General features: G+C 67.7%; 10 protein-coding genes and 1 pseudogene. 7 read left to right on the forward strand and 4 right to left on the reverse strand.

Annotated elements, in window-relative coordinates; genetic code table 11:
• Positions 1–202 precede the first annotated feature (202 nt).
• From OP79_RS39810 to OP79_RS57460, 6 genes and pseudogenes are all read left to right on the forward strand, one after another.
• Positions 203–1,042 carry a hypothetical protein gene (locus OP79_RS39810; protein WP_033327667.1) on the forward strand — a complete coding sequence of 280 codons (840 nt, stop codon included), beginning with the start codon at positions 203–205 and terminating at the stop codon, positions 1,040–1,042.
• A 153-nt stretch (positions 1,043–1,195) separates the two neighbouring features.
• Entirely contained in the window at positions 1,196–3,742 is a 2,547-nt protein-coding gene (locus OP79_RS39815; protein ID WP_033327669.1) for a GmrSD restriction endonuclease domain-containing protein, read from the forward strand.
• A gap of 257 nt (positions 3,743–3,999) precedes the next feature.
• Entirely contained in the window at positions 4,000–5,307 is a 1,308-nt protein-coding gene (locus tag OP79_RS39820; RefSeq protein WP_033327671.1) for a hypothetical protein, read from the forward strand.
• 133 nt (positions 5,308–5,440) lie between these two features.
• The gene (locus tag OP79_RS39825) at positions 5,441–6,529 is read left to right on the forward strand and encodes a DNA polymerase III subunit beta family protein (protein ID WP_078492304.1); all 1,089 of its coding nucleotides are present in this window, start codon (positions 5,441–5,443) and stop codon (positions 6,527–6,529) included.
• A 52-nt stretch (positions 6,530–6,581) separates the two neighbouring features.
• Positions 6,582–6,779 (forward strand): annotated as a pseudogene (locus OP79_RS57455) (Scr1 family TA system antitoxin-like transcriptional regulator); the annotation flags it as partial.
• A 64-nt stretch (positions 6,780–6,843) separates the two neighbouring features.
• Positions 6,844–6,939, forward strand: coding sequence for a DUF397 domain-containing protein (locus OP79_RS57460; protein WP_245685610.1), 96 nt, complete (start codon positions 6,844–6,846; stop codon positions 6,937–6,939).
• An 85-nt stretch (positions 6,940–7,024) separates the two neighbouring features.
• On the opposite strand, the gene OP79_RS39830 is transcribed toward OP79_RS57460, so the two are convergent.
• From OP79_RS39830 to OP79_RS39845, 4 genes are all read right to left on the reverse strand, one after another.
• On the reverse strand, positions 7,025–11,332 hold the full coding sequence (locus OP79_RS39830; protein WP_033327673.1) for an Eco57I restriction-modification methylase domain-containing protein: 4,308 nt from the start codon (positions 11,330–11,332) through the stop codon (positions 7,025–7,027).
• Positions 11,329–14,583, reverse strand: coding sequence for a DISARM system SNF2-like helicase DrmD (gene drmD, locus OP79_RS39835; protein WP_033327675.1), 3,255 nt, complete (start codon positions 14,581–14,583; stop codon positions 11,329–11,331). The genes OP79_RS39830 and drmD overlap by 4 nt, the downstream gene beginning before the upstream one ends.
• Positions 14,584–14,723: 140 nt before the next feature.
• The gene (locus OP79_RS39840; RefSeq protein WP_033327676.1) at positions 14,724–15,986 is read right to left on the reverse strand and encodes a serine/threonine-protein kinase; all 1,263 of its coding nucleotides are present in this window, start codon (positions 15,984–15,986) and stop codon (positions 14,724–14,726) included.
• A gap of 97 nt (positions 15,987–16,083) precedes the next feature.
• Positions 16,084–17,025 (reverse strand): serine/threonine-protein kinase, encoded by a 942-nt coding sequence (locus OP79_RS39845; RefSeq protein WP_078492306.1) that lies wholly within the window; start codon positions 17,023–17,025, stop codon positions 16,084–16,086.
• A gap of 144 nt (positions 17,026–17,169) precedes the next feature.
• On the opposite strand from OP79_RS39845, the gene OP79_RS39850 reads away from it, so the two are divergent.
• Positions 17,170–19,155 (forward strand): N-6 DNA methylase, encoded by a 1,986-nt coding sequence (locus OP79_RS39850; protein ID WP_033327681.1) that lies wholly within the window; start codon positions 17,170–17,172, stop codon positions 19,153–19,155.
• The last annotated feature ends 15 nt before the right edge of the window (positions 19,156–19,170 follow it).

Raw genomic sequence — 19,170 nt, forward strand, 5'->3', positions numbered from 1 at the left:
CCACTCAGGCACTCCGGACACCATCCGAGCCTCACTATCACGCCCTCAAGGCCCCTCAGGGCAAGGCTGCCGCACGGGAGCCGCGCCCGAAGCACTCCCGCATGAATATATATACGTTGACTGAGTTCACAAGTATCATGCAAGATGACCCAAGCGTCACCGGTCCGTTCTCTGCAACGCCCCAAGGGGAAGGCACACATCCATGCGTATGGAAGTTCTCCACGTCTCACCCGAGTTGGCTGCGAAGTGGCTCACTCGCAACACCAACAACCGACCCCTGAGCAAGGGCACAGTGCAGCAGCTCGCCGGCCAAATGCAGCGCGGCGAATGGCAGTTGACACACCAGGGCATCGCCTTCGACGAGGACGATGTACTCATCGACGGCCAGCACCGGCTGGCGGCCGTCGTCAAGGCCGGAATCACCGTGCCCATGACCGTCACACACGGCGTGCCCCGTACCGCCTTCACGGTGATGGACACGGGACGCAAGCGCACCGGCCGGGATGCACTCGCACTCGCCGGCGAGGCCAACGCGACGCACCTCGCCGCAGCCCTGCGAGGGTTGCACCTCTACCTGCACGCACCGAACTCCGCCTGGAGCGGAGCCTCATCGGTCACCAGCAACGACCAGCTCCTGGTCATGCTCGAGAAACACCCCGGCATCCGCGACGCCCTCCACCACGGCATCGCACTCAACCGCGCGTGCCGTATCACTGTCACCGCGGCGACCATCGGCTGGTACGTCACTACCGCGGCGCGGCCCGACATCGAGCAGTCCCCGTGGGAGGACGGCGTCATCACTGGCGCCCGGCTGGAATCCGGCGACCCTCGCCTCACCCTGCGCAACACCATGCTCAGTCTGGCCGCGGGCAAGACGCACCGCCGCCGCGACGATTCACGCGAGCACCTGCTCTACTACCTCAAGTCGTGGAACGCCTGGGTCGAGGGCCGCAGCATGAAGCTCCTGCGCCGGTCCCCGAACGAGACGATGCCCAGGATCTCCAACCAGTCGGTGGCCGTGCTGGGGGCCAGGGACGCGTAGCGCGCCACCCGTCCTCTGTTGCGTCAACGCCCAAGTAGGCACAAACTCAACACCGTTGACTCAGTTCACGCTAAATTCAGGTGACTGCTGTCACCCGAGGCCGAACGCCGGATGGATGGGCGTACCCCGTGCACCCGCAGGGAAAGGAAGCGCATGCGCGCTCAGGAGATCACCTTCCTCAAGCTCGTCCAAGGGGACAAGCAGTTCCAAGTGCCGCTCTACCAGCGGACGTACAGCTGGGGCGGGGAGCAGCTGAAGCGGCTCTGGGAGGACGTCGGGGAGCTGGTCGACCAGCATGTGTCCGGAGAATCCACGGCACCGCACTTCCTCGGATCCGTGGTGCTGGCTCCGGGCCAGATCCAGGCCGGCGGCGTACAGCGATGGCTGGTGGTGGACGGTCAGCAACGGCTGACCACCCTGATGCTGGCCTTCACCGCCTTGCGTGACCACCTCAAGGAGAGCGGTGATTCGCGGGCCGCCGACAGGGTGCACCGGCAGATCCTGGTCAACGAGTTCCACGAGGGTTTCGATCACTACCGGTTGCTGCCCACCCAGGCGGACCGGGAGGCGTACACCGCATGTGTTCAGTCCCGGGCCGAGGCAGGCGGGGGCGACAACATCGGTGCGGCGTACCGCTTCTTCCGCGGTGCCCTGGCCGAGGGCCAGGAGGCGGGGGTAGAGCGATGGGTGGAGACAGTCGAGACCGTCCTCAAGGACCTGCTCTCGATCGTGGAGATCACCGCCGAGCCGGGCGACAACGTGTACCGCATCTTCGAATCGATCAACAACACGGGCGTCGGGCTCAGTCAGAGCGACCTGCTGCGCAACTACGTGTTCATGCTCCTGCCGAAGCGTGGTGAGCGGGTCTACCAAGAGCTGTGGCTGCCCATGCAGCAGACCCTCGGACCGAAGAACCTCGAACTTCTCGTCTGGTTGGACCTCGTCGTACGCGGCCACCACAAGACGAAACAGAGCGAAATCTACCGGGAACAGCAGAAGCGGCTCCAGCCGCTTGCCGGCGACGAGGACGCGCTCCAGCGCGAGGTCGCCCAACTCGCTGAGCGCGGGCAGCGGTTCCTGCGCATCATCGAACCTCACCGTGAGCCGTCGGCTTCTCTCCGTGGGGTGCTTGAACGCCTCACGGCCTGGGGCGGCCAGACCCACTATCCGCTGGCGCTCCATCTGCTGGACCTCGTCGAAGCGGGCCGTACGACTTCCGAAGACGCGGCGGAAGCACTGCTGTACGTCGAGTCGTACTTGGTGCGGCGCCTCATCTGCCAGACACCGACCACCGGCCTCAACCGGATCTTCATGGAGGCGCCGAAGGAGCTGGAGACCGACCGACCGGCGGCCGAGGCCGTCCGCAGGTTCCTCTCGGGACGCCGCCGCCGGTGGCCGAGCGACGAGGAGCTACGGCAGGCGATCCGCAGCAAGCCGTTCTACTGGAGCGGCCGGCCCCCGCAGCGCAGCTACATTCTGCGTCGTCTTGAGGAGAGCTACCGCCCCACCGAGCCCGTCGACTTCGACAAGGCGTCCCTCAGTGTGGAGCACGTACTCCCCCAACGCCCGGCCCAGGCCTGGTTCGACCTGCTCACCGCCGAGACCGAGGAGAACCAGTCTCCGCAGGAGCTCCACGACCTGCTCGTGCACACACTCGGCAACCTCACACTGACCGGCGACAACGCGAAGCTGTCCAACCATCCCTTCCAGCGCAAGCAGCAGATCCTTGAGTCGAGCGCCCTGCGCATGAATCTGGAGATCGCCTCGGCCGAGCGCTGGGGCAAGGCCGAGATCATGAACCGCGCCGACCGACTCTCCGAGCGCGCAACGGAGTTGTGGCCGGGACCGATCGGCGGAGTGAAGCCGGTCAGCGAAGAGTGGTCCGGCTGGGCGGAGTTGCGCGTCGCGCTGGTCGCGATGCCGAGCGGCACATGGACGACGTACGGCGATGTCGCCGAGCTGATCGGCAGCCATCCGGTGCCCGTCGGCAACTACCTCGGCTCCAACTCGACAGTGATCGGCGCCTATCGCGTACTCACCGCGGACGGCAAGATCTCCGGCTCCTTCCGCTGGGCGGAGGGCAGCGACCGGCAGCCGCCGCAGGAACTGCTGAAGGGCGAGGGAGTGAAGTTCGACCCCTCGGGCCGGGCCCACCGCTCGCAACGCCTTACCGCCGCGGAACTGGCCACCCTCCTCGGCAAGGACGTGTCCCAGCCGGTCTCACACGACCCGCTGCCCGACAGCGAGAACGCCGAAGCGGCCGAACGCTTCCGCGACCAGCTTCACGAGCACTGGCCAGAGGCCTCCACCGGAGTGCGGTCGGCCCTCGACTTCTGGCGGAGACAAGGCGGTTACCTCGACTACGGGCAGTACGAGGAGACCAGCTGCTTCCCGATGCTCGACGCCGGAACCAGCCAACGGCCCCACCTGATCTGGCCGGTGGCGATCTACCCGGTGAGCGGAACGGTCGAGGTGGTCTTCCAGTACCTGAAAGACCGCAGTCCGTTCGACGACACGGAGCAACGCCGCGAGCTGCTGCACCGGCTCAACAAGATCGACGGCATCGAGCTGCCGGAGGCGAAGCTGGAGCTGCGTCCGTCGTTCCCGGTACGGGTCTTCGCGGAGCACGGCGACGAGATCTGTGAAGTGCTGGACTGGTTCGTGCATACGGCTGCGCTCGATCTGGCACGGCGGGCATGAGGCAGGTGCGCCCTTCTCCGCAGGCCCAACGGCTTGCCCCGATCAGCGACCATCCATACGACCGACCGAGGAGCAATGGTGACGGCACTGCCTGAGGAACGGCGTCCTGCCAGATGCACTCGAGTCAGCGTGGTTCGCCTACGACAAACGGCCGCATTGATCCAGGGCGGTGGCAAGTTCCCGGATCGCGTAGATTGCCTGCGTTCAGGGGGATCGGACGTCAGTCGTGGGCTGCCGTTGGAAAACAAGGGGAGACGATGACTGACGACCGCAAGACGGCTGTGCCCGTGTGGACGCTGGCGACCGCTGACGTCCGAGTGCCAGGGTTGACCGCGGGCGAGTCGATGACGGCTGAGCGCTTGGCTGAACTACGCGGAGTGCTGGCCATCCTGGCCGACGAGCCGATCGTCACACTTGAGGTACATCCGCTGCTCGACAAGATCGACCGCGGCCGTGGCATCCCGCTCGACGCCGCGAGTCCCCTGGCGCAGCACCTGTCACAGTTCATCACGCAATCGGCGCGAAGTTCCCTTACGGCGGCCAGAGCGACCGCTTCCGACGAGAGTCTGTATCGCATGGTGGTTCCGGCGAAGGTCGCCGCCCAGTTCGGGCAGGGCATCGTTCGCCCGATGGCGTCGAAGGCGGCGGCCGGTGGCATCCACAGTGCACTCATGAACTCAACGGGCATCGCCGCCAATGCGACGTTCGTGCCGGTCGGAGGAGCGGCAGCGGCAGGCGCAGTCGGTGGGGCCGGTGCTACCGCCGGTGTCGCGGCCGCCGGCGGCGCGGCGCTCACCGTGGCCGCTCCGCTCGTGCTCATGGCCGTGGCGGTGGGGGTGAGCGCGCATGCAGACCACAAGCGCCAGCAGGCCATCGCGCACATCACGGAACTGCTGGAGCAACTTCAGGAGGACAAGCTCGACGACGAGCACAGCGGACTCAACGGCTGCCGTGCCGCCATCGACAAGGCCACGGCCATCCTGCTCGATCAGGGCAAGCTCGGTGTCTCGCTGGGACTCGACTCGGCGGTGCACACCATCGACACGGCGCTGAGCAAAGCGGACATCCGCCTCGCCCGATGGCAGAGCGCGCTCGACAGACTCCCCGAGGGCAAGGCCGTCGAACTCGGCACGCTGACCAAGTCATTCCCCGGCATCGACGACGACGGCGGCATGTTCCGCACCCACCTCGAACTCGCTTCCCTGGCCATCGCGCTGATGCGGCGGGTCGTCGTCCTCCAAGCCGTCGAGCACGCCCAGAGCGACCCCGGCAATCCGTTCGAGAACTTCACCCGCGTACTCAAGCGCGATCAGCAGCGCCTCGACGAACTGGAGTCGGGCATCGCCGGTGTCCTGGTACGCCTGTCGGCACTGGAGCTGGCACGTCCGAACGGTTTGCGACCCGTCTTCACGACGGGTGAAGTCGATCGCCTCATGAGCGCGGCAAACCGAATTCACAAGCTGGGCGACGGCGTCATGGCCAACAGCCGCACGACAGACGTGGCGATTGAGATCGCCCGCAACAAGGACGGCTCGGTGGTCGTGCTCCCTGCGCTGCCCGCGTAGGCGTAGGCGCGCTCGCACTCACTTGGTGAGTGGTGCGGGGTTGCCCGAAACCTCGAACGCGGTTGTGGCTCTCTGTCCAGGAGTTGACCCTCGACCTTGTGCAGGGCTCAGAGTCCCGGGTGTGGAGAGCGAGATGCGCAGCATTGGTGAGATGGCCCGGGACAGCGGACTGGGCGTGAGTGCCCTGCGGTTCTACGACCGTGCCGGTGTGCTGGTCCCCGCCTGGGTGGATCCGGTCAGTGGCTACCGCTGGTACGGCCCCGAGCAGCTGGAAGAGGCCCGGTTGCTGGCCCGGTTGCGCCGGGCCGGTATGCCGTTGGCGGACATCCGGCTGGTACTGGCCGGCTGGTCCAGCGCGGACACCGACCTGGTGCACAAGCTCCTTCAGACGCATCTGCGCCGTCTCGAACAGGGGCTGTCCGATGCCCGCAGCGAGTTCTCCACACTCCGAGCGCTACTCGAACACCGGGAGAATCCCATGACGTCGCTCCGCACCGCCACCATCAAGCTGACTGTCTCCGCACCTGAGCTGGCCGCCGCACTGGACGCGGTCCGATTCGCCGCCAGTACCGACCCGGAGCTGCCGATGCTCGGCGGTGTCCTGTTCGACATCGAGGACGAGGCACTCCACGTCGTGGCCACCGACCGGTACCGGATGGCCGTCGCGCGAGTCGGTGCTGCAGGGCACGGCGGGTCCCGTGTGCAGGTGATCGTGCCTGTCCCGCTCGCCGACGCGATGCGGGCGTTGCTGAATGGTGAGGAACCCGTCGAGCTCGCTGTGGACGGTGACCGTGTGACGCTGGAGATGGGGGGCGGGAGCCGTCAGGCGGCCGGCCAGTGCCTCGATCACGACTTCCCCGACTACCGTCGCCTCATCCAGCTGCCGGCCGGGCGCCGCACCCTGATCGATGTGCCGGCCTTCCGGAAGGCGGTGGAGACCGGTCCCGTCCGCGCGAGCGAGGTGCGCAAGCCGGACGGTGGGTCCGTCGATCTCAGCGTGCTCAAGGTGACGGCCGACGGCACGGTGACCATCTGCGAGGACGGTGCCGACGGCCAGGACCTGGTCGCTGTCAACCGCGAGTTCCTGCTGCACGCGCTCACCGCCGGAGCCTGCGACCAGCTGATCCTGGAGTTCGGCGCCCCTACGGCACCCCTGGCGATCCGCCGGCCCGACACCGAGGACACATTCTCGATGCTGATGCCGGTGCGCCTGGACAACTGACCAGCACACGGAGACGCGGCTGAGCCGTCAGAAGTTGCCGACGCAGGTGCCGATGGCGGAGCTGTCGCTCATCATCAGCGAGGAGGCGCTCCGCAACCCGGTGGGTGATGCCGAGGTCATGCGCGGCCAGTGGCAACGGCTGCTGGAAGTCGGTGCGTTGCGTAACGCCGAGGTTCAGGTCATGCCTGCCGCGCCGGGGTTCCACGCCGGGCTGAACGGACCGTTCGTGATGCTGGAGACGAAGGAGCATCGGCACCTCGGATACATCGAGTCCCAGGAGGTCGGGTGCGTCGTCCGTGATCCAGCAGAGCGCCGTGTACGTACGGGACTCAAAGGTTGCGGATGGCGGGCAGGTGCTACGGGTCGGCCGGGGCGAGTGGGATGCGTTCGTGGCGCTCGCAGCCGGGTAGTCCCATCCAGGGGCTCCGAGCGGAACAAGGGGCTGGTTCGCCTCACTTGGAGTGAGGCGAACCAGCCCGCTGTCATTCTGACGGCTCAGAAGAGGGCACCCTCGGCGCCCTCACCGAAATCCGACCCACCTCGCGCGGCCAGCTGCTCCTTGCGCTTCTGGACGGCCTCGGCTGAGGGCGGGGGCATGTCGGGGTGCTTGGCCGGCTTCTTGTGCAGCCCGAGGTGGACCTCGTCGGCGTATGCCTGGTGGTTCAACTGGCGCAGCCGGTCGATGATCTCGGTCCGGGCGAGCAGGCCGATGGTGTAGCGGGTGCCCTGGTCGGTTTCGTGAAAGCCGTGGTCTAGCGGGAAGGTCTCGTGGGTCGGATCGGCGGGTGGGGCCTGCCCGGAGTCGTCCAAGAGGTCGAGCCAGCCGTACGCCTCGACGGTGGCCTTGTCGATCTCCTCGTGGATGCGACGGAGTTCGACGATGTCCTCATCCTGGCAGTCGGAGTTGTGGACTAGGTTGTAGGTGGCAGTGAGCCCCATGTTCCGGGCGAGCATCAGGTCACGACGGTAGTCGTCGAGGCGGGCCCCGGCGACACGGAGGCGAGAGGTGAGCGGGGGGCGGACGAGGGTCTCGAAGACGTCGGTGGGCGTGTAGCGGAGGTCGCCCTTCATAGTGGAGGCGCGGTCGATCGCCCACCAGTAGTGGGGGGCACTGGAGAGAACCGCAAGCAGTGCGAAATCGTCTGAGGCGAAGACACCGAGCATGTGCGAGAACACCTGGCCGGTCGGCACCATCACCGGCATCACAACCTTACTAACAAGCGTGATGGCGATACATTTCTCCAACGGCGCGATAGCAGTACGCAGCCCTGGAGCCAGCTTCTCGTATTGCCACCACTTTTCACGCACTGATCTCTTATCGTTACCCAACAAGTCACGTTGAGGCTTTACCAAATCACGCACTCTAGTCAATGCCGCCGGATACTTCTCAGCTTGCGACAAAGAAAGGTCACGAAAGTCGATGATCTTTCGCCTGGCCGCCACCCGCGAGTCAGTGTTCAAATCCTGCCCATTCAAATAGTCAAATAGGACATCATTCGACGCAGGATCTGCAGCGACTAGCTCTTCCGCCTCCTCACGGGTGAGCACGAATCCTATACCATTCACGAAGTTACCGATGAAAGCGCAACTAGAGTTGATCTTGAGTTTCTCGTTCCACGACGACTCGCGAGAAGCCGGATTCAGCGACGAGGTGATCCCGTGAGGCACAGCCAGGGAATCGAGAATTCTGGATGATTCGGGCGCCATAGGGTGTCTCGTGGTCCAAACTGCACAATACTCTAGCGTCGCTGAACTTGAAGGCCACGACTCACTTTTGATTGCGCGACGAATGTCTACAGCACCATCAACCAACTGGTCGAGTCCAACCTCACGGGTGTCCCCCTGGGCAAGGGTATTGGTTGCAACTAGACCCGTCTGCCCGCCAGAGTTCAGCAATGCGTGCGCACGCAGTTCAAAATATGCGACCAGGTCCGCATTGCCCCGCGCCCCCTGCGCCAGATAATCCACAAGGTATTCACGGTAAGCCGACCCGAAAGGCCCCGTCAGCTTCTTTCCCCCCAAGAACGGCGGATTCCCCACAATCGCGTCGAACCCACCCCGCAGCGAGAACACCTCCGTGAACACCAGCGGCCAGTGCACCGGCCGCCTCTCCAGCGCCCCGTCCGGCAGCTCCGACCCCAGCCACTCCTCCGCCGTGGCGCGCGCCTCGCGCACCACGTCCGAGTCGTCCTCCACCTCGTCCTCAACGATCCGCTGCACAATCAACGCCGCATGCGGAAACAGGTCTCTGACGCGCTCGCCACCGTCCGCCGCGTACCACGGCACGCGCCCTGAGGCGCACGTCGCCAGCGCCGCACCCGCGATCAGGTCACCCACCAACCGCAGCCATTGCGAGTGCCGGTTGACCTCGGCCAGCCGCTCCCGCTTCTCCTGAAGCGCCGACAGGTCGCCCCCCTTGATCGCGGTGATCGCCAGACGTTCCCGCGTCAGCTGGTCCACCAACTGCCGTGCCTGCTCGGCAAGGATGTCGGCCTGCTGCCCCGGCTTCATGTGCACGGACTGAATCTGCTCCATGTTGTGCACACCGAGCAACGAGTCCCCCGCCACCAACCGGTCGTCCAGGAACGTGAACGGCCGTCCGGGGTCCATGGAGACCAGCCACAGCGACAGCTTGGCCATCTCCACGGCCATCGGGTTGATGTCCACCCCGTACAGGCAGTGCTCAATCACCTGACGCCGGGCCTCGACCACCACCGGGTCCTGTTCCGCGTCCGCCGCCGTCACGGCGTCCACCGCGCGGCCCGCCCGGTACGTCATCGCGTCCGTGCGACCCTCGGATTCCCAAGCCTCGATCAGGCGATCCGCCAAGTAGCGGCAGGCCGCCACCAGGAACGCCGCCGAGCCCATCGCGATGTCGGCGACCTTCAATTCCTTGATCTGCTCAGAGGACTTGAGGCGCCACTCCCCCGTGTCCGCCGTCTGGAGCGGCCCCGGCTCGTACACCAGGGGCTCCAGCGCGTGCAGCACGACTTCCTCGGCAAGGAACCGGGGCGTGTAGTGCGTGCCCGTGTTCTTCCGGAGCGAGGACTCCGTAACGTACAGGGCGCCGTTCGGGATGACCGTCGGCAGGCCCCGTAGGTCGTCCCGAAGAATGCCAACGAACGGCAACAGCCGCTCCGTAAGCGCCACGTCCTTCGTCACGGCGTTCAGCCGACGCCTCGCCTCCGCCGCGTCCTCACCCCCGAGCGGGGCCAGCCGCTTCTCCAACTGCCCCGCCGTCGCCGGGGGCTTGGGGTCCTTCCACTTCTCATAGATTGCCTTCGCCAGCGCCTTGACCGACGTAGCCGCCTTCGCCGCCAGCGACTCCAACTCCCGTAGCGGCACCTCGTGTTCAAGTCCCTCCGGCCCGATCAGCCCCACCATGTGCTCAGTCGCCCGCCGCCCGTCAAACGACAGCAGGCCCTCATACACGTAACCGATCTGCTCAACGTCCAACGCCCGGAAGCTGAGCGTGCGGACCTCGCGGTCCCTGCCCTTGCCGACGCGGACCTCCTGCACGGCCTGGAGCATGTGGAGGACCGTGCGGTCGTCGATCGGGAGGAGCGGGGTGGTGCGCTCCAGCCAGGGGTACTTGTCGGGGTCGAAGATCGAGCCGTCGTACGCGGGCAGGCGGAAGCCGGAGCCCGGGTGGTCCACTCCCCCGTGCACGGCGTGGAACAGGGCGATCAGCCGGTGCCACGCCGACGTGGTGTGTTCCAGCGAGGTCTCGCCCTCCTCGTCCGCCCGCGCCTTGAGTTCGTCGCGCAGGAAGCGGGCGGAGTAGGACCGCGCGTACACCTCGTTGTCCGCCGGGAGCAGGCCGCGTTCCTCGGCGAACAGGAGGAACACGATGCGCATCATCACCGCGACCGCGCCGCGGTAGACCTCGCCCGCGCTGACGCCGGACGCATGCAGCCCAGCAGCACCGTGCTCCATGGCGCGCACGTCCGCTCGCCCTATGGCGTCGACGAGGAGTTCGACGGCCTGCCGGACCTGGATGCCCAGCGCCTCCGTGACGTCCTCGCCGGCCGCGAGGCTCGCCTTGAGCAGGCCAACCAGCGTCTCGGCCTCCTCGTACTCGAAGAAGCGGCGGCGGCGCAGCAGCGAGACGAAGGCGCGGACGACGTTGCGTTCGGCGGCTTCGTTCCAGCCGATGGAGTCGAAGACGGCCGTGGTCGTGACGCCGCCGAGCGGGGCCCAGACCAGGCACCACCAGCGGCCGTCGGTGACGAGGCCCAGCGGAACGCCGTGGTGGCGCAGGAGGCGGGCGAGGCGGTCGGCGGGGGCCGCGGCCCAGTCGCCGCCACCGCCCGCGCGGGCGGTCGGCGCGGTGCCTGCCGGGACCGTGATGCCCAGCAGCCGTACGCGCTTGGCGGCGGACTCGACATCGGGCTCGGCGGCGAGATCCGTACCCGGTTCGACGAGGGCGAAGTCGGGGCGTACCTCGGTGTTGTGCTCCGCCACTCGCAGGGTGAGGCGGTCCAAGCCGTGGTGCTCGGCCTCGCCCTGACGCAGCGTCAGGGCGTCGTCCCAGCCGAGGAGGCTGCGCAGGATGTACGCCACCCACTCGTCGCGCCCCGCCGTCATGTCCGTCTGCCAGTCAGCGTGACGGGCGCGCAGCCTGGCCCGTTCGTCCTTCTCCAGGGTGTCGAGCTGGGGCCAGGCCCGCAGCAGGACGGGCATGGTGAGGAAGGGACCGGAGACCTCGGTGAGGTCGAGCCACTCCTGGTGCTGCCGACGGCCGTCGGCGGCCTGGGCCTTGGCGGCGGCGACTCCACGGCTCATGGGGCGGCGGGTGCTCATCGGCGGGCTTCCTTTGCGGGAACGACGAAGACGACGGCGGCGGGGAAGAGGTGGGAGCGGGGCTCACGGTAGCGGGCGGCGATGGCGGTGAGTTCGCGTTCGCGTTCGGCGGGGAGGCCTTCGAGGCGTTCCTGCCAGCGGCGGCGGTCGTCCTCGAACTGGCGGCGCTCGTGGCCGGTCAGTTCGTGGGTGGAGAGCAGGGCCAGCTGTTCGCCCTCGCCGTCTCCCTCCTCCTTGAGTTTGGTGCGCAGGGTGGCTTCGAAGCGGTCGAGGGTGGCGGTGATGCGGCGCTCCTCCTCGGTCCGGCGGTCGGCGAGCCGACTCTCCAGCTGGCGGCCGAGTTCGGAGGCGCGGGCCTCCAGTGACCTGTAGAGCGGGTCCCGGAGCTTCGGCCAGGCCTCGGTCAGTTCGTTGCGCAGGTGCGGGGCGGCCTCGGCGCCCTCGGTGAGCGCGCGGGAGAGGACCCTGCCCTGTTCGCCGACCGACTCCCAGCGGCGGAAGCGTCCGGTGTCGCCGAACCAGCCGCCCGCGTACAGGACTTCCTCGTGGAGGCGGGTGCCGTCAGTGCCGACAAGGACGTAGCGGGCGTAAGCGGAGACCAGGGTCGTCGTGACGGCCGGGTCGTCGGAGACGACGGCGGTGACGCGGTTCAGGCCGACCGAGTCGGCGTTCCAGACGGCGGCGGTGAGCAGGCGCGTGGAGAGGGCGACGAGTGGGTGCTTGAGGTGGGCGAGGACCACGTCGTCCCTGCCCTGCGTGGCAACGGCCGGGGAGAAGGTGAGGGGGCGCTGTTCGCCCTCGCGGAGCTTGTGGGCGAGGCCACGGGTGGCTCGCTCCCAGCTGCCGGAGAGCGGCTGTACGTCGAACAGGTCGCCGGGCTCGAACTCTTCGGCGCGCAGTGGGGACGGGACGAGCGCGGGCTGGTGGTCGAGAGCGAGGGCGGTGTCGACGACGCGCTTGACGTTGACCGGGCTGAGGCCGAGGGACGAAACGGTCTCCTCGTACTGGTCGGCGAGTTTCTTGGTCTGTGCCGTGACGTTCTGCTCGGGCGCGACCTCGCCGCCCGTGCGGCGGCCCTTGATCGGCTTGGGTTTGGCGTTCTCGATGTCGACGGGTGCGGTGTCGCCGGTCATGCGACGCTGTACGGCGTCGGCGAGGACGGCGTTGACGGAGCCGAGGTCGTGCTCCATGCGTGCGACCTTCTTGGCGACGCGGGAGAGGAACTCCAGGTCGGCCTCGTAGGAGCCGGCCTGGGCCTGCTGCCAGCCGGAGCCGATGAAGTGGGTGATCTCCGGGTCGTTCTTCTGGCCCCAGCGGTCGATACGGCCGATGCGCTGTTCGAGCTTGTTGGGATTGAAGGGGATGTCGTAGTTGATCAGGCGGTGGCAGTGGTTCTGGAGGTCGATGCCCTCACCGGCGGCGTCGGTGGCGAGGAGGATGCGGACCTTGCCCTCTGCCCGTGTCGGCTCGGCCTGGAAGCCGAGGCGGATGCGCTCGCGTTCCTCGGTGGGCAGGCCGCCGTGGAGACGCTCGACGCGGCCGCCGTCGGTGAGTTCCTCCTGCTGGAGGAGGTCGTGGAGCCACTCCTGGGTGTCGCGGTACTCGGTGAAGATGACGACCCGCTCGTTGGTCCACTTCTTGCCGTCGGGGCGGCAGATGGCCTTGATGGCGCCGATCAGGGCGTCGGCCTTGGAGTCGGGGGCGGCCTCGTGGGTGAGAGCCCAGCGCTCCATCTCCTGGAGCAGGTCGAGTTCCTGGCCGTCCTCGGCGGGGGTGAGCGAGGTGGAGCGGGTCAGCGCGTCGTCCTCGGCGTCGACGAGGCCGGTGTCGTCGAGGTCGGCGACGAGATCGGCGAACTCCTCCAGCCACTCGGGGACTTCGGCCGCGGCGGCGCGTCCGCGCGCGGGGCCGGTGTCCTCCAGGTGGGAGAGGTAGACCTGGACGGTGTGGAGGAAGGCGGCCGGGGAGGAGAAGAGGCGCTTCTTCAGCAGCAGCGTCACCAGGTCGGCGGCGCGGCGTCCACCGCGGGCCTTCGGCGTCAGCTTCTTGCGGCGCAACTCGGCGAAAGCGCTGAGCAGTTGGTGGATCTCGCGCTCCTGTGGCGTGTAGTCCACGGAGAGTTCGAGGGTCTTACGGGTGCGGAAGCGGGGCGTGCCGTCGGCGTTGGTGACGGTGGACTTCAGACGTCGTACGACGGTGTCCTTGAGGGCTTCCTTGTCGGGGTCGACGCCGCGAGCGAAGCGCTGGTCGTCGATGAGTTCGAGGAGCGCCGTGTACGACTCGGGGTAGCCGTTGTGCGGGGTGGCGGAGAGGAAGAGCCGGTGCTCGAAGTGCGGGACGAGACGCCGGATCAGCTTGGTCTGTTGGGAGTCGACGGCGTACACCTGCTTGGGGGCGGCGGGTGCGACATGGTGGGCCTCGTCGAGGACGAGCAGGTCGAAGAAGCGCTTGTGCTCGCCGTCGGAGCTTTCCTCGGGGGCACCGATGACCTCGTCGAGGAGGCGCTGGGCCTTCTGGCCGCGCAGCCAGGGCAGGGAGACGATGGTGAGCGGGTGGACGCGGAAGGGGTTGGCGGCCGTTCCGTGGGTGCGGCGCAGGCGGGCACAGTGCTCGGAGTCGACGATGGTGAACTCCAGGCCGAACTTCTCGGCCATCTCGTCACGCCACTTGAGGGTGAGGCCGGCCGGGCAGACGACCATGGTGCGCCGCGCACGGCCGCGCAGCATCAACTCCTGGACGACGAGACCGGCTTCGATGGTCTTTCCGAGGCCGACGTCGTCGGCGAGGAGGAGGTTGACGCGGGGGGCGCCGACAGCGCGGGAGACGGGCTCCAGCTGGTACGGCTCGACGGCGACGCCGGAGCGGAACGGGGCCTGCAGAGTCTTGGCGTCGGCGGAGGCTACGGCGGACCAGCGGACGGCGTCGAGGAAGGCCGCGAGGCGGTTCGGGGAGTCGTACGTGCCGGTGGAGGCGTCGGGGAGGGAGCCGGCGGGCAGCACGCGGCGGCCGGGCTCGACCTCCCAGATGACGGAGAGGGTGTCGCCGAAGCGGCCGTCGGCCACGGACTGGAGGTGGACGAGAGTGGCGGGCCTGTGTCGCTCATGGCCGTCGGCGCCGTCACCGTCGGCTGTCGGGGACGGTTCGACGCGGGCCACGACCCAGGACTGGCCGCGCACCTCGACGAGATTGCCCTCCTCGGGGAGCTCCTGCGTCCCCGTCCGCTCGGTCTCGCGCTGAGCTGCTGACGTCATGGGCGCTGTCCCCTCGGTGTCTCCTGCTGCCGTCCGTAGACAGTGTCCTGTCTCCCCACCGGAACGGCGCGGCCGCAGAGTAACACGACGTAATACTTGTGAACAGAGATTACAAAATCATGGTCGGTGCGGGGCGCCTCTCAGGCCATGCGCCGCAGCCGGGCCAGTAGCGAGCGTGTGCGTCCGCGTCGAGCATCGTCCACCGGCAGGACCCTCTCCTCGTCGTCAGCCAGGCGTCGCAGGAGTTCCTCGGCCGCGTGGCGCTCTCCCGTACGGACCAGCAGGACGGCGATCTCGTATCGCGTGTCCAGCACCGCGGGATCACTCGGGCCGAGAAGGCTGCGCTGCTCGGCGAGGATCGACTTCAACTCGTCCAGGGCCTCGCGGGTGCGGCCGAGTGCGCTCACGCACAGAGCGGCTCCGACCCGGGCCGCGAGGAGGTCGGCGCGCCCCAGGCCTGAGGCAGCCATGAGGGCCTCGTACTCCTCCAAGGCGCGGGCCGGTCGGCCGGACTGGCGCAGGGCGGCCGTTTCAGCCAGTCGCGGGTGCTCAAGCACCGTCGCGGCAGCCGGAAGCTGCGCCGGGGACCAGGCTGCGAGCAGGATGGCCACCTCGGCCGCCGAGCCGGGCCGGTCCTCGGGTTTCTTCTCCAGCAGGCCCGCTATCAGCGTCCGCAATCCGGTCGGGACGCCGGAGCGGCGGTCGGCGAGCGGAGGCACCGGCTCGTGTGCGTGCTGGTGGTACAGCATGAAAGGGCTGCCGTCGGTGAAGGGCGGGGCCCCGGTGAGCATTTCGTAGAGGACACAGCCGAGCGAGTAGAGGTCGCTTGCCGGCACGGTCTGGCCGATGGCCTGCTCGGGTGCCATGTAGACGACGGTGCCCGGGGTGGCGTTGGCGGCGGTGAACCGGGTCTCGCCCGGTCGGGGCTCCAGGGCGGCGGCGACACCGAAGTCGAGGACTTTGATCTCGCCGTCCGGAGTGATCATCAGGTTCGACGGTTTGAGATCGCGGTGCACGACGCTCTGGCTGTGCGCATAGGCGAGCACGTCGGCGATATGCCGTGCGATGTCCGCGGCGTGCTCCACGGCCAGCGGGCCGTCATCTTTGAGCACGGCGTCGAGGGCACGGCCCGGGACTAGATCCATGACGAGGTACAACTCGCCTTCGTGGCTGCCGTGATCGTGGACCGCGGGGATGCCCGGGTGATCCAGACGGCTGGTGAGGCGTGCCTCGCGCAGAAACCGGCGTTCCAGTGTCGTGGGCTCGGCTCCGCGACCGTGGGATGCGAGGAGTTTTATGGCCACGTCCTGGCCGTGCCGCCGGTCGTGCGCTGCCCAGACGACACCCATGCCGCCCCGGCCGAGTTCGTGCGTGAGCTCGTACCGTCCAAGGCTTCGCCGCATTGCGCCCGTCCCCAGTCCCGTCACCCTCGGCGCCTGTCACACCCCTGCGACCGGGGCGGCGCTGCGCACCCGGTCGGTGAGGTCATTCTCTCAATGTTCACACGGGCCTCGGCCCTTGCGGGACGAGGAAAGGGCGGCGGGGGTCCTCGGGCAGGCCTGGGCGGGCGGCCAGTTCGGGAGCCGATACGGGAAGGTAGGGCGCAAGGGCCGCGTAGACCTCGGTGGCGGAGGACGGGCGGTCGTCCGGACGCTTGGCGAGCAGGGACGTCACCAGGTCCTGGAGGGCATAGGGCACGTCCACACCCGAGTCGGAGATGGCGGGCGGGGGCGAGCTCAGATGGCGGGAGGCCAGGAGGGCCGGCTGGTCGGTTGCGAAAGGTGCTGTGCCCGTGAGCATGTGATGGAGCAGGCAGCCCACCGCGTAGAGGTCGCTGCGGCCGTCGAGCCGCCCCTGGCCGGAGAGCAGTTCGGGTGAGGCGCAGAGAATATTGCCGATGCCTTCACCGGTCATGGTCAGGCGTGGGTCGGCGTCGGTGAGTAGTTTCACCAGCCCGAAGTCCAGGATCTTGACGACGCCGTCCCGCCGGACCATGACGTTCTGCGTCTTGAGGTCACGGTGCACGAGGTCGGCAGCGTGGGCTGCGGACAGCCCGGCACACAGCTGAGCGGCGACGGCGACAGCCGAGGGCACATCGAATCGTTCGCCCTCCTGCTGGTCGAAGAGGTACTCCAGGGTGGTGCCCTCGATCAGTTCCATCACCAGACAGCAGGTGTCGTCCGTGATCGAAGCGTCGAAGACCGTGGTGATGTTGGAGTGGTCGAGGCGCGCCGCGGCCTGTGCCTCCCTCTTGAAGCGAGCAAGTGCCTCCTGGCGACTCTGCGGAACGGCCAGCAGTTCCGCGGCGATCGTCTTCACCGCCACGGGCCGCTCGAGATACAGGTCGCACCCTTGCCACACCTGCCCCATCACGCCTTGGCCGAGAACCGACCTCAGTTCATAGCGGTTGCGCAGCACCATTCCCGGCGTGAATTTCTGCATTTTCTCCCGTCCTCCACACTTTCCCCACAGCGAGCCCAAGGATTTTTACTGTGAACAAAGTCAATGAGCGTAGTAGCCTTTCCGGCAACACGGCCGCTGGGACGCCGACCAGCCCAGCCGGCCAAGCACCTCGGAGACTGTTCGATGAGTACATCCAAGGCCGTACCCGTCAGCTTGGCCGAGATCGCCCGGATCGCCGGTGTGGGGCGCGCGGCGGTGAGCAACTGGCGCCGCCGCCATGACTCGTTCCCCACCCGCATCGGCGGCACCGACGTCAGTCCGCAGTTCTCACTGGCGGAGGTGGAGCAGTGGCTGCGGGACAACGGCAAGCTCAAGGACATCGGCGGCCGCGAGTTCCTCTGGCCACGGTTCGAGGCGCTGGGCAGCAGGGACGAGTCGGGCCTGGCCGTCGCCGAGGCGGCCCGTCGGATGCGGGCTCCTCGTGCGCGTATGTCGCAGTCCGAACTCTCCGCTGACGCACGGGAGTTGGTGAGCGATACGGCGAGGCTGGGGCGAAGCGAGGGGCCACGTGAAACCTTTGAGTTCCTGCTGCAACGGTGGCTCGAAACGCATGTACGGCAGCTCAGCACCACGCCCCCTCAGCTCGCCGCGCTGATGAACCGTATCGCCCTCGCCGTCCGTCTCGGGGAGAGCGATGACGGACTGACCGTCTTCGATCCCGCCTGTGGCACTGGTCATCTGCCTGCCGCGGCCGTGCAGGAGTACGACGGTTCGGGTCTGGTGGTGCTGGGGTGCGAGCGAGATCCGGCACTCGTCGCGCTGGCCTCCGCCCGGCTCGGATTCATCGCGGAGAACCGGGACTTCCGTATCGATATAGCCACGGCGGACGCGCTGCGCGCGGATCCCTTCGCCGGAGTGCGGGCCGACATCGCGGTCTGCAACCCACCGTTCAACGAACGCGACTGGGGCTACGAGGAACTCGCCACCGACCAGCGCTGGAGCCACGGACTACCGCCGCGGACCGAGCCGGAACTGGCCTGGGTTCAGCATCTGCTCTCCCACCTCAGGCCCGGCGGGGCGGCCGTCATCGTCCTTCCGCCCGCCGTCGCATCACGCAAGGCGGGTCGCCGCATCCGAGGCTCCCTGCTGCGTACCGGGGTCCTTCGGGCGGTTGTGGCCCTGCCGCCCGGCAGCGCCCAACCGCACAGCGTGTCACTCCAGTTGTGGGTCCTCAGAGCTGCTCCGGACAGCCCTGTCACCGCTCCACCCAGCCAGGACGCGCTCCTCGTGGACGCCACACACTTCGCAAGGATCGGCGCACGCGACCCAGGGCCTGACTGGGACGATCTCGGCTCTTTCGTCCTCTCCGCCCTGGAAGGCCTCGACCGTCCGGAGGATGACCTACCGGACAGCGCCGTTCGCGTCCCCCTCCTCGAACTGCTGGACGACGAGGTGGACGTCACTCCGGGTCGCTACACCGCATCGAGTACGGAACCTTCCCACATCGAACTCGCAGCATCCTGGGGAGAGTTGGGGACCATTCTGGCCGACCTGACCGGCCACGCGCAGTATCTGTCCAAACTGAACTTCGAGGCCGAGACGCCGCAGACCACAACCACTGTGGGGGACCTCGTCAAGGCCGGTGTACTGACGCTACGCGCCGGACAACAATCCTCGGAGGCCGCGGCACCACCTCGCGATGCCGCCGTGCCGCTCCTCACCGTGGCCGATCTACTGATGGACCGCACCCCCAGCGGGCTGCTCTCCGCCGGCTCGGCACACGCCATCGCGGAGGAGGGTGACGTCGTGGTCACCGGAGTGGTTCGGGCCTTCAAAGCGTGGGTGCACGGAGGACCGCCGATCGCCTTGGGCCCCCAGCTCTACGCCTTGCGGGTGGATCCCGAGAAACTGGATGCCCACTTCCTCGCAGGCTGCCTGCGCGCGCCGGCCAACGGACGCCAGGCAGGCACCCACGCCTCCAGTTCGTCCAGGGTCGACATCCGGCGCCTTCAGGTCCTGCAACTCCCCCTGGAGGAGCAGGCGGCGTACGCTGAAACATTCCGTCGTCTCCGGACCTTCGAGGAGCTCCTCACCAGGACGGACAGCTTGGCCAAGGGATTGGTGAGCGACGTGAGCGATCGACTCGCGTCGGGTGGACTGACCACCTGACGGCCTCAGGGAGAT

The organism is Streptomyces yerevanensis, from assembly GCF_000716805.1.
Classification (GTDB): Bacteria; Actinomycetota; Actinomycetes; order Streptomycetales; family Streptomycetaceae; genus Streptomyces; species Streptomyces flaveus.

Excerpts from the sequence above, each read along its gene's own strand:
- OP79_RS39810 (WP_033327667.1), top strand. The coding sequence starts at position 203 with ATGCGTATGGAAGTTCTCCACGTCTCACCCGAGTTGGCTGCGAAGTGG.
- OP79_RS39815 (WP_033327669.1), top strand. The coding sequence starts at position 1,196 with ATGCGCGCTCAGGAGATCACCTTCCTCAAGCTCGTCCAAGGGGACAAG.
- OP79_RS39845 (WP_078492306.1), bottom strand. The coding sequence starts at position 17,025 with ATGCAGAAATTCACGCCGGGAATGGTGCTGCGCAACCGCTATGAACTG.
- OP79_RS39825 (WP_078492304.1), top strand. The coding sequence starts at position 5,441 with ATGCGCAGCATTGGTGAGATGGCCCGGGACAGCGGACTGGGCGTGAGT.
- OP79_RS39830 (WP_033327673.1), bottom strand. The coding sequence starts at position 11,332 with ATGAGCACCCGCCGCCCCATGAGCCGTGGAGTCGCCGCCGCCAAGGCC.
- OP79_RS39850 (WP_033327681.1), top strand. The coding sequence starts at position 17,170 with ATGAGTACATCCAAGGCCGTACCCGTCAGCTTGGCCGAGATCGCCCGG.
- OP79_RS39840 (WP_033327676.1), bottom strand. The coding sequence starts at position 15,986 with ATGCGGCGAAGCCTTGGACGGTACGAGCTCACGCACGAACTCGGCCGG.
- OP79_RS39820 (WP_033327671.1), top strand. The coding sequence starts at position 4,000 with ATGACTGACGACCGCAAGACGGCTGTGCCCGTGTGGACGCTGGCGACC.
- drmD (WP_033327675.1), bottom strand. The coding sequence starts at position 14,583 with ATGACGTCAGCAGCTCAGCGCGAGACCGAGCGGACGGGGACGCAGGAG.